This is a genomic window from uncultured Gimesia sp. (assembly GCF_963976445.1).
GTDB lineage: Bacteria > Planctomycetota > Planctomycetia > Planctomycetales > Planctomycetaceae > Gimesia.
Window position 1 is genome coordinate 367,954 of the sequence record NZ_CAXBKP010000001.1, and the last position, 18,954, is coordinate 386,907.

The window sequence follows — 18,954 nt, forward strand, 5'->3', positions numbered from 1 at the left end:
GCAGAGCATTGATTTTTCAGTGCTCTGCTTTTTTCATGAAGTCACGTGCATGCGCATTTAAGTGGAAATCGATCACCAGCGGCAAATGGTCGGAGGCTTCCCGTGACATCTTCGAGCGCGATAACTTCGCACCCCGAACTCCTATTTCACCCCGAACAAACGCTTTATCCAAAGTGCCAACGGGCATGTATGCGGGAAACGAGCGAAATTTTGAGGGGGGATGAGTGACTTCCTCGAAATCATGCTCGGAGAATTTCCCCTTCGCCAGGGTATTTCGCCAATCATTCGTATCCCCGACAATCAACGTCGGATGCCCATTTCCTTCCTGAAACAGGCGATGCGTCAGTAAATGGTCAATTTGCCAATGCCGTTCTCGTTCAGCCAGTCCCAGATGGAAGTTGACTAATTGAAAGGCCCCTTCCGGAGAATCAACGACAACAATCTGGGCACCACGTGCTTTGCGCCATTTGTTCCGCAGAGAAATCTGGTGCTGTGACAAGAACGGCCAGCGTGACAGGATCAGATTCCCATAGCCGCCGGTCTTCAACTTCACATTCAACTGGAACAGGGATTCCTGCATATTGAAATATTCAGCAAAGATTTTGGGCTGATTATTAAATCGGGACCGCCTGACATTTCGATCCACTTCATGCAGGCAGACAATGTCAGGATTCTCTGACTCAATCACACCAAGGATGCGTTCCAACCGATAACGCCGATCCCGTCCGCCGATCCCTTTATGAATATTGTAGCTTAGTAGTCGCATGATCGATTCGCTTTTACTTCCCTGCGAACATAGCAGGCGTGACTTTGATTAATCCCAGATCAGTATTGCCAGCCGCGATTTTAAGCTTCATCCGTCCTCGTTTCCAGTCATCTTTCGCCACAAGATAACCGGCCTTTTCATGCCATAGCTGAAATTCCCAATCGCCCACAGGCAGATTCTTAATCGTAAACTGACCTGTCTCGTCCGAAGTAGAAAAATAGGGATGGTTCAGTGCAACCAGCCAGCCTTCTTGCCAGGGATGGATGCTGCAACTCAATCGTAACGGAAGTTTTTCTCCAAATTCAAACTGGTGCTGCAGCTTTTCTCCCGGCGGCAGTAACTGATTCAGGCTGTTGTTTCGGTAGGCTTTGACCTGAAACCCATGTGCACACAGATCTGCATTCACCGCTTGTAATTTCTGTTTTTTAACCCAAAGCCCGGCAACATGTGGCTGGAAGATACACCCCTTATTTTGAATCGTCACCGCTGCAGGCAGATTCTGATAGCTCTCATGGATTAGGGATTCATCCAGCTTCGATTCACGCAGATAAATAAAGATATTCTTGAGCCCCCCGTTTTTCCCAACGACGAACGACTCCTCTACAATCTGGTCACTGAATTTCCCACAGATCTCCTGATCCCGACTGATGTCAAGTTTGACGGGCTGAGCAGGCTTTTCGGTATAGATAAACTGACCTGTCAGCGTCCCCCATTCAGCAGCCTGCAGAGGAGCTCCCAGCAACAGAACCAGACTCAACAATAATAGACACTGCTTGATGCCAATATGATGTCTTCCCAAGGGTTCAGTCTCCCAGTTGTTTTAATCGGAAATACTCAGACTGCCTGCAACATGAAACCCGCCCGCAAAACAGCCTTATGTGTATCTTACCGCTCAACGGCGCCTGATGAAAGAAGAGAGCCCGTTTTTGCTGCACCAATAAAAAACCCCCTGTAAATCAGATTCATTTACAGGGGGTCATTTGAATATTTTTTGAAATCATTCACCAGAGATCGTTCACCAGCGAACAATTTCGAATCAACTCTTAAAGCAGAGGTCCTTCCCAGTTGGTAAAGGCATCATCCATCAGTTCCTGGTCGGTTTCAAAGTCAGCTGTAAGTTCCAGTTCATTGTCTGAATGAGCAAACACTAACTGTCGATCATCTACATCGGATCCATTCAAGTCGTCCTCAAACGTAGTCGATGAATACAGATCTTCAAAGATCGTTTCATCCAGTTCCAGTTCGTCAGCGACGGTTGAATGTTCAAACACACTTGGTTGAATCGCATCGAATATCGACCTCTGAGCCAGAACACTCTCTTCTTCCGATGTTTTGATTGCTGCTGGAGCCACAAAACCAACGGTTGACGCTTCAACGAATGTCTGTGCCGCTTCAGGACTTTGAACCAGAACAGGCTCTGCCACGGAGTCTGACGAACTCGTTCCATAAATCGGGCTGGCCCCACCACTGCCACCAGCACCTGTTTGAGCACTGGCATAAGACTCAAGCAACATTTGCACGCTGATATCAGACGGAGTCTTTCGTACTCCCGGATCAAGGGTATCATTCATCAGATCGTTGGGTAACGCAGTATCCTCGATATGCAGACCTGTTGAATCAAGGGCGACAGTAAAGTCGGACCCGGTAAAGATCAGATCACCGTCACCATCTGTTTCAACAAGGCTACCGAACCCACTAAAGTATCGAGTGAAGCCGAGCACGTGTCCGATTTCGTGTAACAGCACCGTATACAGGTCATAACCGCCACCTGTAGGCAAATCTGTCACATCAACGTGCCAGCCTAATCCGTTAGCATCATCGTCAATCACCACGCGACCACCAACGGGGATACCATCGGCGTTATACTCTGTTGTTTGACCTGACCCCAGCTGAGCAGTCCCGAAATCGCGAACGATTACTTCAATCTCCAGTGGTTCTTCCAGGCCAAGTGCGGTTTCCCAGGTATCAACGGCCGCTTCAATCACTTCACCGATACTGTCATCACCGCTGACAGTATCCAGAGATGTTCCAATCCATTTTTGACCAAAACTCTCTGGGAAGCTGACTTGAGTATTTCCGCTCTTTCTCTTCCCATAATTGTTGATCAGAGAAACTAAGTCATTGAAGTCGACTCTTCCATTCTTGTTAAAGTCCATCGCAGACGTGAACGCAGAAGAAGAGTTATAAACTTCTTGATTATAAACTGATGTAATTTGGACCAGATCACCGAAATCGATTGAATCATTATTATCCACATCATAGATGACAGGATAAAGATCAGTTTGGGGAAGTGCTCCTACATTGGCAATCACATCTCCTACACCCACAATATCAATTTCTGTATCCTGTACGTCCAGGCCAAGTTGGAGAGGGTCGATGACAAGATCATCTAAGTCGACTTCAACTTGATCCCCTTCCAGCGATTCGAACTTGATGCGTGCTAACAGAGCATGCCCTGTCCCCCCCACATTCGATTGAATCGTACTTCCACCCAGATTACGAACCATGCCAGCTTCATCATCCAGGATGACGGTTCTGTTAAATGTGAAGTTAGAACCAAACTCTACTGAAGTAGCAGAAAAGTAAGCCGTATTGTAAGCAATATTCGTTAAGACGTCCGAAATACCGAAGCCGCTGGCCGTATCGACCCAGACTTCAACCCAGAACGAATCCCACTCGTGAAGCCAATCTGCATTTGCTGGCAAGGCAAAGGTATGCCCATCGCCTGAAACGACAGTACGATCTTTTACCACAGTAATTTGAATGTTCGTCTCATCCTCAGCGACAGAAGCATCCCCTCCCGTACCAAACAAAGGAGCAGGTGGTTGAACTGGCAGCTCAACAGCTCCGATATCCACGGTAGCCATTGCATCCATGTTTCCATCGGCGATTCTTGTTAAACCACGTTGGTCAACAAGCGACGTTACGGAATCATTTCGACCAGCATCGATGGCCTGACTTCCATACAACAGTAAATGGGTTTTTGTCGGACCACCATTATCAAGCAGAATACCAAGTTTCGGATCGACGGGTGAAATCAGTGAACCAACGATGTTTCCAATGCCACCATCGACAAAACCGGTTGCCGCGCCAATATTACCAATCAGGTTATTAAAGCTCTGGCCATCAGTGTTATAAGCCCCGCCCAGATCATCATTACTACCAGAACCACTGTTTCCAGCAACAATGGTATTCACCAGGGTCACCATCGGAGGTGATGAAATCGGTCCCGAATCGTTCGAAATCCCCCCACCGGCGGTATCGGCCGTGTTCAGTGTGATCGTATTATTCCGCACGATTAATGTACCGGCATTAAAGATCGCACCGCCGCGAGTACCAGCATGGTTTCCGGAATAAGTGGTATTCGTTGAGGTTGTACTACCTTCATTGTAGATAGCACCACCGCGGCTGCCTGAAGTATTATTGTTGAAGAGAGACTGCGTAACAATAAAGGTCGCGTCGGTGGCAACATAAACGGCACCAGCACGGCCATCAACGGATGTATTATCTGTAAACGTCGAACGGGTTACCGTAGCCGTATCCTCAAACTGATAGATGGCCCCTCCGCCTCCCGCAGGACCAGCAGTACTGTTATTCAGGAACTGAGAATCCGAAATATCCAGCTGACCTCCACTGGCAATCGCTCCCCCCAGGAAGTCGGCACTATTATCTTTGAAAATCAGCTGATTTAGAGTTGTTGTCCCTTGAGAAAGCAATGCCCCACCATTATCAGCATCACCATTGATTAACTGCATATTAGAAAGAGTGAGCGACACACCGCTACCGCTATGGAAGATTCGATCAATTCCATTCGCATCGATAATCGTCGAACCAGACCCCTGACCGAATATATTCACATCATCAAGAATGTCAAAGTCGCCTGTCGCGTTTCCATTCTCATTGACTCCGGCAATTGCCATGTCGTAGATACCCGGCAGCAGAATAATATTATCGACTCCCGCGGTATTATTGGCTTGTGTGATTGCTTCACGCAAGGATGTCAACATGTCTCCAGAATCCACAACATCGTCTAAAGTCGTGACAACGATCCCGCTTTCCACAATCGTTCCCACACCCTGACCATCGGCAATATTCGCATTCATCGCATTCGAAAGATTTACAAAGAATGTTTCATTGCCTTCCATTGTTAACAGGTCTGAGTTAACGGTCACAGTAATGGTTTGTACTGTTTCGACAGCAGTAAAGTTGATCGGCACATTGGTAAAGGAAAGGTAGTCACCTGAACCCGAAGTAGCAGTACCGTCGACAGTCGTTGCGTTAACGCTAACTGGTACCCCGGCTGCCTGTGATAACGAAACCGTAAATGTGAAGTTTGTCGTTGCCCCACCGAAGTTTTCGGTCAAGGTGACATCACTGATCGAGATCAATGCTAAGTCATCATTCTCAATGGTTCCCAACCCGATTGAATTAGAAATGGTTGCGTTGGCACTTTGGTTTGACAATTCCACCGTAAATGTCTCATCGCTCTCGATCGCGGAATCACCATTCACCACTACAGTAATTGTCTTACTGGTTTCGCCGGGATTAAAAGTGATTGTCTGTAACCCAATCGCTTCATAGTCAACATCGGCTAACGTTGCCGAACCATCGAATGACTGAAGATCAACGGTAACAACATCGGCAACAGCAGATGCCAGTGAGACAGTAAAGTTGAAGTTAGTTGTCGTGCCAACTGGACCTTCCATTAAAGTCACATCACTAATGGAAACATCCGCTTCATCATTCAGGATCGTACCCTGCGATTGATCATCGCCAATTTGGGCACCGACTGCATTAAACAAATTCACAAAGAATGTTTCATGATTTTCAACATCGGTATCACCGTTCACGATCACTTCAATGATCTGAGTGGTTTCACCAGGCGAGAACGTGACGGAGCCTGTTGTAAAGGCATAATCAATCCCGGCGACGGCGGTACCATTTGAGGTTTCATAGTCAACAGTCACTTCATCGACATTCGCATTCGACAGCGACACGACGATCTCAAAGACTGTGGTTCCCGAATTCGTTTCGACCTGACTGATATCTGCGATACTAATCGTTGGTGTCACAATTTCGTAGGCACCGATATCACTTGTGGTATCAGTAGGTCTTGAAGCCCCACGCTGGTCGGTGACATCACCATCGGTATTGTCACCAGCGTCAATTGCCAGACTACCTGCCAGTAATGCATGAGTAAAGGTCGGGCCGCCATTGTCCTGCAAAGCGCTCAACACAGGGTCCAGTCTTTGCACGTCAGAACCAACAAAATCGTTATTGAATCCATCAACAAAGCCGATGGCCCCGCCCCGAGCCCCAATCAGGTTATTCCCCTGAGAGTCGAAGACACCCTCTACATCAGATCCACTGACGAGAGCATTATTGCCCGCCAGAATCGTATTTTTAATATTCACACTGGCAGAATCAGCAACGGAATAAATACCACCGCCTGTTCCTTCAGTAAAGTTATCATAAATCGTGGTATTATTGATTGTCAGCTCACCCGTGTTATGAATGGCTCCCCCTTCTTTCCCAGCTTCATTGCCAGAGAAAGTAACATTCGAAAGAGTCATCGGGTCTTCATTCAGCAAACCGCCGCCACGCGTTCCTGCAAAGTTATTCGAAACCGTACTGTTGGAAATCGTAACTGTACCGGCACCCGCTGCAACAGAAACAAATGCACTCTCACTCAAGACAATGGATGATTCAACTTCCAGCATTTCACCTAAGGAAACAAAACTAGATGCACCTACTGAATTAGGAGCCAGCAATGGATACGTATCGGCCACACTGAGATCAACAACGTATCCTAAATCAGCCAGACTTCCAATCGTGATTGTACTCAGCGGGTTGGAACCAGCATTTAAAATCGGAGTCATTAACTCATTGATCAGGTCTGCTTCCCGCCAATGAGAACCGAATGATCCATCATTTCTCGTCCCTACATTTGCTACTGGGATATCAACAACACTTAGTCCCAACAGTGCATTATATTGGGCAATTGCTTCGGTACCGATATAGCGAGGATCTGCTGTATCAAGATCAATCACTAAACCTAAAGCTTCCCAAATCGTTCCAATCCCTAGAACGTGTCCCATTTCATGCAGGATCACGGTCAGTAATTGGCCACTTGCTTCTAAAGCGGCTACATCGGCAGAATCAAACTGCATTATCCCTGTAGCGGGAATGAAAGAACCGCTACGAAAGGTAGTCGGACCGGCCTGACCGAGAACTCCGTTGACACCATCAATGAAGGGAGCTGTTGCTTCAATCCGTAAATCGTCTACCAGACCAATTCCAGCAATCACAACATCGGGAACATCGGCGATAATAATTTCACTCCAACGGTCAGCCGCCTGTTGGAAAATGGCCTGTTGGCTGGCTGTTAAACTGGAGTCGGTAAAGACAACATCAATTGTAAATTCAGGCTCTACTGGTGGAACTGGTGGAACTGGTGGCGTGGGGTCTCCGCTGTCATTGCTGCCCTCACCATTTCCAACTGCAGCTTCAGAGGAATTATAAATGGCACCACCGGCAATCGTTGCTGTGTTGCTATCGAGAGTGGTATCGATGATCTCCAATGTTCCGGTGACGGCATTATAGATACCACCACCATTTTCAGCATCATTATTCGAAATGGTGCTCATGACCAGAGTGACTGTTGCACCATTCGTGTTAAAGATCCCACCACCACCGGCAATCGCAGTATTCTGTATGAATTCACTATCAGTAATGGTAACAACACCATTGTTAAACAGCGCACCACCACGATTCGCAAGACTGTTTCTGATCTCAACATCTTCCAAAGTCAAATTACCGTAGTTGAGAATTGCTCCCCCATCTTCAACGCGGGTTACATTGCCATTAACGAGGGTTACTCCTCGGATCGATACATTGACATCGGTAAAGATGTGGAAAATACGATCCAGAAAATCGGCATCAATAATTGTTCTGCCTGATCCCGCACCGATAATCGTCAAGTCATCTGTGATGTCCAGGTCACCCCAGAAGGCATTGTCTTCACCCGTGCCAAACAGAGAGAGTGTGTAAACTCCGGTACCCAGTAAAATGGTATCCGCTCCCAGACGGGCATTTGATTCAATAATTGCTGCACGTAAGGTACTTTGACCGTTCGCGTCGACACTGACTCCATCTCCCGGAGCCACATCAATGGAATCTCCGAATCCAGTCACGATATAACCAGATTCAAAAGCACCAATATCAACGATCAGAGAACCATTTCCATCCCCATCGAACAAGCGGGCAAAACCACGTTGGTCATCTGTCGGAGCATAGAAATTGTTACCAGCGTCTCGTGCCAGACTGCCGCCTAACAGTTCGTGAGTGAATGTCGCACCGCCGTTATCCTGCAACGCGCCCAGTCCCGGGCTGATAGGGGTCGCGAATGTACCAACCAGATCTCCATTGACTCCATCGGTAAAGCCTGTAGAAATGCCGCCGACCCCAATCAGGTTAGTACCCAGGGAATCAAAATCTCCCGTCACATCAGGGCCAGGCGAAATACTTGAGTTGCCTGCAATAATCGTATTTGCCACACTGACAAAACCATCAACGGCATTCAGGACTCCCCCGCCAATAGTCGCGGAGTTATTAAAGACGGTTGCATTGGTAAGTTCCATGCTACCTTCTTCGCCGTTATAAATTCCACCACCGCTCAACGCTTCGTTACTGGAAATTGTCGCGTTAACAATGTCTGCCGGTGCAATTGAGCTATTGTAAACTCCACCCCCAAAGTGAGTGGCAATATTATTTGAGACAGTGCTATCGACTAGATTCAATTGAGCATTGTCCTGGTTATAAATACCTGCTCCATCATTCGCAGCAGTATTTCCATCAACGGTCGTTTGCTGAACGGTAACGATGGCGTCACCTGTGTTATAGATACCACCACCATTTGCACTGGCGATATTATCGACCACATTCGTAAAGCTGAAGTTGATGTTCCCCAGTTCCTGGTTATAGACTCCCCCGCCGTTCACTGCTTCATTGTTAATCAAAGAAGTCGAGACCAGCGAAACAATTCCTTCTTCCTGGTTATTAAAGAGGCCACCACCATTTCGCACAGCATCACTATCTCTGATGATCGTCCCTGTAATTGTCAGGCTCACCCCAAAGTTCGCGATGGCACCGCCGTCACGATCTGCGGAGTTATCATCAAAGAAACCATTCGTAATCGTCACCGATCCTGCTGAGGCATTGTAGAGACCACCACCATCACTATCAGCCGTATTCGTCAAGATGGAAACATCGGTGAGAACGACGACACCTTCATCGTTGTAAATTCCACCACCATGCAGCAATGCATTATTCCCAGAAACAGTGGTACGGTTCACAGTTAAAGTAGCGGCTTCTTCATTAAAGATACCGGCCCCTTGATCTGCGGTATTACCGTTGACCTTGCTGTCATTGAGTGTCAGGTTCGCTAAATCGTTATTGTAAATCCCCCCACCATCAAGAGTGGCAGTATTACCCGAAATCGTGCTTCTGGTCGTGTCAATCGTAGCCTGCAGATCGTTGAAGATACCGCCACCATCATTGGAGGCAGTATTCCCTGTAACCTTAGAATCAACAATCGTTACCTGAGACTGGTCATTATTGAAGATACCACCACCGTCAACAGCACTGTTGTTGGAAACGGTACTATTCGTCATAGTCAAAGTCCCTTGACGATCAAGCTGACCATTGAGAATCCCACCACCATTCACATCAGCCATATTTCCTGTGACGCTCGAATTCACCAGAGACACGGTTCCAACATTGCGGATACCGCCGCCGTTACCGTCGACAGCATGACCGCCTGTGACAGTCACACCATCCAGGTTCAGTTCTGCACCGAACAGGACATCAAACACTCTATCATCCACGAGTGAGGCATTGATGATTGTCTGCCCCACACTCGAACCTTGAATTGTGATGCTGCCTGCTGCGGACGTAATATCTAAGTCGCCGGTTGACGCATCATTCAAAAGAGAATCAATTTCATTCAAGATCGTCAGATCATAAGTCCCCTGATCGAGAATAATCAGGAAATCACTGAAGGGGAACAGTACGTTCTCTGAAAAAGCATTGGCTTCCATAATTGCGGCACGTAACGTGACATTTCCATCTTCATCTGCGGCAATGCCATCTCCCGGATTGTCATCAACGGTATCCAGGAAACTGTTCACAAAGAACGCTCCAAATTCCACAGCCCCGATATCAACGTTCTGCCCCAGAATTCGAGAACTTCCCCGCTGTTCGAATTCATCAACATTAGAGGTATCAAGAGCGCCATTATCAATGGCGATGCTTCCCGGGATCAAAGCATGAGTGAGGGTAGGACCGCCGTTATCTGCTAATGTAGCGTCCAAAATCAATGATGAATCTAGTTCGTTCAGGAAATCACCGACACCAAATCCGGTTGCGGAACCAATCAGCCCGGTCAAGTTCCCGCCCAGACTAATAAAGTCTCCCGACAGTTCAGTATTGCTTGAGGCGATATTTCCAATGATCAGGTTATTCTGGAGAGTAGAACTACCGCTATTGGAAATCCCCCCCCCCTGCGATCCCGCCAGGTTGAGTGTAAATGTGTTGTTAATCGCATCCAGGGTCGCTGTATTTCGGATCGCACCACCATTTCGATCTGCCTGGTTTCCTGAGAACGTGGAATTGGATAATGAGGCCGTGCCTGTTCCCGCATTGAATAAAGCACCACCATCACGCTCAGTGGTGTTTCCAAAGATGGTACTACGGATCACTTCCAGGGTTCCCGTATTTCGAATACCACCACCGCTACCACCGGCAGTATTATTGGAAACCGTACTATCTACAATGATCATCGTGCCGCTGTTATTAAGACCACCAGCGCTGTCTTCTGCAATATTTCCGGTGACTTCCACGTGATTCAACGTGGTTGTACCACTGTTACGGATACCTGCTCCGTCAGCACTCCCTGCCAAAGCACCATTGGTGATTGTCAGGTTTTCCAGATTCAAAGTAATTCCGGCAAAGATTTGGAAAATTCGGTCTAAGGCCCCACCGTCAATAATCGTCACGCCAACGCCTTGACCGCGTATTGTCAGGTTATCACTAATATCCAGGTCACCCGTTGCAGACAGATCTTCATCGATACCACCAATACTCAATAAATAAGTACCAGCCGCCAGATCAATGATATTGGAACCTGAGAGAGTATTCGCTTCCTGAATGGCAGCACGCAGTGTCTGGGACCCCGCGGAACCATTACCGACAATACCGTCTCCGAACACAGAATCAACTCCGTCTGTGAATACAGGAGCAGTCGCCAGATCAATCGTAGAGCTGGCCACCCAGCTTTCAGAAGCATTATTTAATACCGGATCACTCGAAATATTTCGGATATTCGATCCCGCAGCGACGAGTGTGAATTCATAGTTTCCAAACACTTCTGTGACACTGCTTAAATCAATTTCGTACTCAGTTCCACTCACAGGATTGACAGTTAACAACGCCAGGGAGACATTTTGACCATTCAGTGTCAACCGGAAATCAGAAATATCAACACCCGTCACAGACTGACTGAAGGTTACAGTGACAATTCCGGTATTGGTAACCAGAGTCGCTGGCAGATCTTCAATCGTCGCAACTGGCCCTGTTCCCCCTGTACGCCAACTGTCTGAAGCACCTGTCGCAAACGTGTTCCCGGCCAGATCCTCAATGGAACCATCCGCCAGCAGATTCAGCGTATAATCACCATCGAGTGCTGTAACAGAACTCAAATCGATCTGGTATGTCGATGCATTCAGTGAAGTCACCAGTAGCCCCCCGATGGGAATACTGATCTGACCGCTTCCATCATCATACAGTAACTCAAAATCTGTAATGTCGACGCCAGTCACATCTTCGGAGAAGTTAACTGTCACGACACCTACTACAGATCCTGAGGGACGGGGATCTGGTGTAATATCCTGAATACCAGCCGTCGGTGCGATAACTTCCACACCCTTCTGCCAGGTTTCAGATGTAGAGCCTGCCACTTCGTTTGCCGAAGCATCCTGAACGGCAGAGCCTTCGGCATTATAAGTCAGCGTATAGATACCATTCGCATCGGCCAGCGCACCCAGAACAATTTCATACTGTGAAGGTGTGATCGCATTAATGCTGGCGCCGGTTGTGGAAAGATTCACAACATTCCCACTAGGATCCGTCAGCGTGAAATCGGACAGTGCCAGCCCCGTCACATTTTCAGAGAAATTCATCACCACGGAAAAACCAGGGTCCGTTCCCGATGGAACCGGATCGGTCACATTTACAAACTGGGCAATGGGAGCCAGAGTATCGTTGACCCACATATCAACGGCATCGGCAGCTAGTGTGCTTCCTGCCAGGTCCGTAATCGACGATCCCGCAGTGTTGAGTGTTAATTCATAATCACCGGACAAACTGGAAACTTTACTCAGATCGAGTACAAACTGACTTCCAGTAACCTGTGTCAAAGTAGCTGGTGTGGAAGCGAGATTGACCGTGGTCATCGCGCCACCTCCCGCAGGAGTAAACTCAAGTGTAAAGTCACTCAAATCAACGCCATTCACAGCTTCCGAAAAGTTGACAACAACTTCACCAGCTGCTTCGCTGCGCGGATCGGGAGAAACGTCCACAATATCTGCTGTCGGAGCAGTCGTATCAACGGTGAACCGCTCAACATCACCAAACATCAGGAAGTTCGAAGGAAAATCACCAAACAACGGTGAGAAAGGATCAATGTACTTGGCATCAGAAATCGAACCATCATTCAACAGACGTAGCTGATACTCGCCTTCGATCCCAGTTACAGAACTTAAATCCAACTCAAAAGTACGGGAATTGATCTGCGTCAGCATACCGGCGTTCAACGTAACCGCCACATTGTCTCTCAGTAATACAAAATCACTGAAATCCACCCCATTCACGTCTTCCGTGAAAGAAATGGTCAATGGATCGGTAAGCGCACCAGTAGTGGGATCAGGGACAGCAACTGAAATGTCAGCCGTCAGGAATGTATTGGTTTCCGGAGTCAGGAAGGTTTCCGCATTCGGAGTCCAGATATCCCAGCCAAAGTTGAGTTCCCCAAAGATGGTTCCTGGTCGATTTGTCTCTGTTAAAAATGAATCTCCCTCTTGGAAACCATCGCCTAAACCAGAACCGTCCACACCGTCATAACCTTGAGCAATCCGGAATGTGCTGACTCCCATACCATCATACAGGAAGGCTCCATTATTATTGAAAGACCAAGTGCCAAAGTCTGTGAATGCATCACCAAGAGTGGCCCCTTCCGTACTCCTCAAGGTAAAGTTTAAGGCGTCAATCACATCAATCACGAATACGCCGTTAACGGGATTCAGATCAGTGAAGAAACCTAATAACAAATCTTCGGCAATGACACCTGTAATTTCAACAGTGGATCCGGTAAACAACCCATGTGCGGTTGTCGTGGTAATTTGAATAGGGCCCCCCGGAACAGACAGAAACGCATCCGCAACAGTTCCCACTGCAGTCGGCGCTTCGTTGGGGGCGCTAAAGGGAGCTAAATCAGTTCGGGATGCGACGCGTTGTGCATTACGCCGGCGAGTAGCCGATGTGAAGGGACCATCCGGATTCGGGGTGGGTGTACCATTTCGAATTCGAGACTTAAATACCCCTTCTGAATTATCGTAGAATGCCCCCACGTTGACGACATCCAAACCGTTACCGGTATTATCTTGAAATACCAGATTCAAACGAGCCAATGGGTCGCGGCGGTAAGAACCCGTCACCCGGAAGGCCGGATTGGAATTAATATCCCAGTTAGAGGCTGTGGTTGGTGGATCTACGGTTGAAGCGAAAGACTCAACATAAAAATCTTCGCCAAAGTTACCTTCAAAGTCGTTATTTGTGACTGCGACATTCGAACGACCATTTCCAAAATCACTACTGCTCTCATTCCCCACACTGGCATTGGATCCCGGAGTCTGGCTGGTAAAGCTGGTGCTGGAAGCCGAAGTACCAATCCGCAAGACTAAACCGGTTGTCGAGAAATCACTATCCACTCCATTAAACTGGATATAGTTTCGGTCCATTTGCAATACCATATCAGCACTTGATGTCGTCACACTCCCTGTTGCATCCAAGGCAGCCGTACTGTCTGCATCCTGATCCTGACCACGCGATGCAGTGGTAATTACATAAAATCCTTCCAGGGCATTCGATCTGATCTCGTTAGCACCTGTTTCTGTACCATCACCGAAGATAAAGTCGGAATTCGCGGATTCTTCCGTTTGCAAGTCAACACCACGACCACCGTTATTATCAATGTAGTTGCCAATCGCCGTCACACTCGTGGTTTGGCTAAACAGGACACTTGTGGGAATATTCAGTTCAGTGAAAGCGATGAAATTCGCACTGAGAATTTCTAATCCATCCAAAGTGTTATTAGTGATTCTGTTATTACGCAGGAACACCGTCTGGCCATTGGAATTGATATCAATTCCCTTACCGTTGTTGCCCTCAATCAAGTTTTCATCGATGGATGACGAGAGCCCTTCACCAGAAATTTCCAGTCCGCCAGTTGCGTTTGCGAGAATCGTGTTGTTGGCAATTTTGACATTACCTTCGACACGATCCAGATGAGCGGCGATCTGGATCCCGTCGTTGCCGTTATTCGCGATCATGTTACCACGATCTTCACCGGTAACGGGGTCAACTCCGTCGAGACCAATAAACAACATATTCCGGTTTCCAATGCGACCGGAAATACGAACTCCATGTGATGAGTTGTTGCTGATTGTATTTTGGGTCCATGATCCGGAAATATCACGTCGGTCAGTCCCAAAGTAACTCGTCGCAGTCGTACGTGTTGTCGATTCAATACCATTGATACCGTTTAAGGTAATCTCGTTATTGATAATATCAGCAAAAATTGTGGCATCTGCTTCTGCATGCAGACTGACACCATCACGAATATTCGTCGAGATCACGTTATCCCGAATCTCAAAATCAGTTGTCCGCAAATTCGAATTCTGAGCCAGGATATCAATACCATCACTATTCCCGGTGATCGTATTACTATAAATCATCACAGCACGTTCTTCACCCACGATGGGATCAATCACAGCGCGTCCCACACGGGCATCATCCTCACGATGGAAATTAATACCATCGATACTGTTATTAACAATCACGTTGTTGGAAATCTGGGTCCGGTCGATAATGGTAAATTCTTCAATGTGAATTCCCACACCATGACCGGCATTTCCCTGACCTGCTGTATTGGCGGCATCGGTACCAATGAAGTTGCCATCAATAGTTAAGTCACGCAACTGGTTAAATGCCTCGAAATCGACATTAGTGCCATACAAGTCAATATAAATGGCATCACCGAGATACGGCGTAGTGACAGTATTGTCATTGCGGGTACCAGTAATCGTATTATTCGTGATACTGACATCGCCGGTTGCAGTATCTTCCATATTCACAGCAATCGCTGCACCACGGTTATCATCCATCGTGTTGCCATCGACAGACAAGCTGAAATCAACGCTCTTCAAGCTGGTGAAATCTGCGGCAACCAGATTGATCCCCAGAGTTTCATTTGAACTGATCGTATTGCCGGCAATATCTCCATAGAAGGATGTATACATTGCCAGATCAATTTCGACCCCGGCTCCCGAGTTACCAGTGATCGTGTTACCGCGAATTCCGCGTAAATAACCACCCACAGAAGTAGTCTTTGTTGTGATGGCAGGAGAAGTACCACCTGTCAACCCGCTGGCATCGGCCATCACCAGAGGCACGTTGATCTTAGCCAGGATACCGACAAATTCAATTTCAAAACCACTGAGTGCGTCGCCACGCACAAACACATCACCAGGATTGATATTTCCCAGCGCTTCCAATGCTGCGATTATCAAAGCAGCACTGGCATTATGAGCAATCGCTCCCGTCGTTTCACCGTCAAAAGTGAGCGTAAATGATCCGCCCGTCGGTGCGCCGCTGATCGACACTTCCTGCACTTCGTTGATTGATGTGCCTTCTGTGGTGGTTGTTACTAGAGCTGAAGCAGCTAGCAAACCGGATTCGTCAAGCACAATCAGAGAACCAGCGGGATCCGCTCTGAAGTCACCAATAAATTCGATAGAAAATCCAGTGGCGGAGACAGAGCCGGTAACTAGTACATTCCCTGCGCCAATCGAATCCAAGCTCTCTAATGCCTCTTGCACTTCGGCTGCCGTAGCGTCAAAGTCGAGCGTTACAGGCCCATTTGTGCTACCAGCAAAATCAAGCGTGAACGTTCCTCCGCCAGGAACGCTTGGGAAGGCAATGTTTTGAATTTCATTGATCCCGAAGCCATCTATGACAGTGGAAGGAGTGACATTAACGAACGGCTCAAGGGGACCAGAAAGAACATCTCCCGTAATGAAAAATACGGTCGTGATATCAAAATCACCCACTCGTGTGGAGGCTTCGATATCTTGAGTAAAGATATTTGCAACCAGGATCGGAACATTAAGATTGCCAAAATCTCCTGTGAATGTAATTGTAAAACCACTGCTATAGTTTCCAGTAACCGTAAAGTCATTACCGGTAGTCGCTGAAGGCAGGCCTTCGAGGGCGGCATCGATACTCGCTGCCGTCACAGCAGGGTCGGGATCAAAGGCGATTGCCCCCGTGGTTTCACTCTGGAATGTCAGTGTAAAAGCAGCTCCCAGTGGTGGATTGGTAAGAAAGACACCAGCGTTGGGACCGACAGTTTCGAATGTAAAGGGGAATGCTCCTTGCAAGTCGACCACTCGCAAGCCTTGCTGTTCATTATTACCAACTCCCCCTTGAGCGATCTGGCTGATCAATACTTCGTATCTCAAACCCGTTGCATCGGAAATGATCTGTCCGATGTCCTGATTGGCAAGGGTACCTGAATCGAGGAAGATGATATCAAAGCCACTGCCGTTCACGACGACTTGAATCGGAATCCCACCGAAGCCCTGATTGTTAGCAATCTGGTTTAACGCGTTTTGAATGCTCGTCGCGGCAGCGGCAGTGGGCAACGCTGACGTAAAGGGAAGATTCGCTGTCTGTCCCAAGAACGTCAATTCAAATGAACCGAATGTCGGCGCGGTTGGAAAAATCAGTTCCAAATGCTGAATTTCATTGAAGGCGATCTCAAACCCATTGGCATAATCTCCCATTACGATAAAGTTACCCTCGGCACCGGTGCTGGTGGTCGCTGAAGGAAGTGCTTCCAGAGCAGCATCAATATTCGCTGCCATAACCACGGGATCTGCGTCAACCAAAATATCTCCGGTCGTTTCTCCCTGGAAAGTCAGCTGGAACGAACTACCGGGAGTAGGAACCACAAGATTACCGAAGACATCTGTAAAATTAATCGTCTGCGTGCTGGGCTTGTTCGGATTGAGTTCCGTTGGTCCGATCTCAACACTGACGAAGAGTCGTAAACCGGAGGCATCAATCGTGATGGGAGGTATGTTCAGATCATGCAGTGAGCCGGTATCCAGGAACAGGATATCAAAACCGTTACCGTTGACGACCACGTCCACCGGTGTTCCAGCAAAGCCAGCCGTATTCGCAACCGTGTTTAAAGCTGCCGCAATGTTACCGGCAGCGGCACCATTGGTGGGATCAGCATCACTGAAGGATAAGAATACCGGTTGCCCCAAAAAGTTGATTTGGTAAAAACCAAAAGCGGGAGTCCCTGTCACTTCGAAGTGCTGAATTTCATTAATATTTCCAGCCGTACTCTGAGTCAAGGTGACGATAGGAGCGTTACTGATGAAACCACTGGTATCGAGTGTGAGTGGATTGATATTCTGAGCACCCGTGGCGTTAACAAATTCCACTTCGTAGCCGTCCAGGAAGTTGCCATTTACGAGTACATCGCCAAATTCAAGGTCGCTAAACGCGGCGACCATGGCAGATTTCACCTGAGCCGCAGTCGCTGTGGAAAAAAGTCCGGCGGTTGTTTCAGTAATACCATTTCCTCCCGTGTAGGAAATGGTATAGGTCCCCCCTGATGGCTGGCCGGAGAATGTAATCAGTTGAACTTCATCCCGCGAAGCGGCAAAATCAATTTTGTCTGTCGAACCAGGTGTCCCCTCAAAGGCAGGCACACCAGGAGCCCCGTCACCGGTGGGAACGGGGTTTGTGGTAGTGGGAGTAAAGAAGATACCGTGACCGGTATTATTTGCGATCACGTTATCAGAAATATCCCCGCTTAGGTCTCCATCAGTCTGATCAAAGACAATTCCATGACCAGTGTTGGCTGTGATCGTGTTTTCAGTGATAGAAATGAACTGATCAACATTGTTCAAATCAATCTGCACACCAGCGCCTGCAGTATTGCCGGTAATGATGTTGCTGTGAATGAATAGCTCAGTCAACAACGCAGCAGTACCGTCAGCAGTGTCGTCGACATTGATACTGACACCTTGAATGCTGTTGTTATTGGTCAGCCGAATTTCTTCTGCCAGAGAGTCAATAATGCTGACATTAACACCATCATTTCCTGATGTTCCCGCGATGGTATTGTCTGCCAGCGTTGTATGACGCAAAATAGAGCCATTGGTGACATCAAACGAAACACCGTCAATGGTAGAACGTCGAATTGAAGATTCGTCGATTATCGAATCATCCATCGTCACAGCCACGCCAGCGCCAGCTTGCCCTGACAACGTGGAATCGATCACATTAAATTCGTTAAGGATCACATTGGTCAGATCGACATTAAAGGCATTTCCCACACCTCCGGTGATTGTCGAACTGTCAATCGCAATCGTATCGATCAGCAGGTTTGAAAGTTCAATATCGATCCCTGTGCCTGATGTGCCAGTGATTGCGACATTATCAAACAGAATCGAAAACGGATCGCTGAATGTTAAATTATCAAGATCAATCGAAACAGCAGATCCAGACGACGCATCAATCGTCAGATTCTCGAAGATGATCGAGTCAAAATTAGAGACACCATCTGCATCAGGGTCCAAGACAGAATTATTAAGTGTCAGGCCCAGACCTGCCGTCAGCTGATTGATAATCAACGAGGTCAGAAGAGTTCGATCTTCCAACTGCTCAATCGCTATCCGGCGTTGCACTTTCTGACGTGCTGAAGAAGGAACACTTCTAAGCTGAAGTCGGCGACGAGGATTTAAAGTAGCCTTCCGGCTTTTTTCGAAAGCAACTCG

General features: G+C 47.7%; 3 protein-coding genes. All 3 read right to left on the bottom strand.

Translation table 11 applies throughout. The features are described from left to right. Nucleotides 1-16: 16 nt before the first annotated feature. Nucleotides 17-766 carry an endonuclease/exonuclease/phosphatase family protein gene (locus tag AAC022_RS01435; RefSeq protein WP_339727278.1) on the bottom strand — a complete coding sequence of 250 codons (750 nt, stop codon included), beginning with the start codon at nucleotides 764-766 and terminating at the stop codon, nucleotides 17-19. Between the two features lie 13 nt (nucleotides 767-779). Continuing rightward, the gene (locus AAC022_RS01440; RefSeq protein WP_339727280.1) at nucleotides 780-1,565 is read right to left on the bottom strand and encodes a hypothetical protein; all 786 of its coding nucleotides are present in this window, start codon (nucleotides 1,563-1,565) and stop codon (nucleotides 780-782) included. Between the two features lie 244 nt (nucleotides 1,566-1,809). Continuing rightward, entirely contained in the window at nucleotides 1,810-18,864 is a 17,055-nt protein-coding gene (locus AAC022_RS01445) for a choice-of-anchor Q domain-containing protein (protein ID WP_339727281.1), read from the bottom strand. Nucleotides 18,865-18,954 lie beyond the last annotated feature (90 nt).

Excerpts from the sequence above, each read along its gene's own strand:
- AAC022_RS01435 (WP_339727278.1), bottom strand. The coding sequence starts at position 766 with ATGCGACTACTAAGCTACAATATTCATAAAGGGATCGGCGGACGGGAT.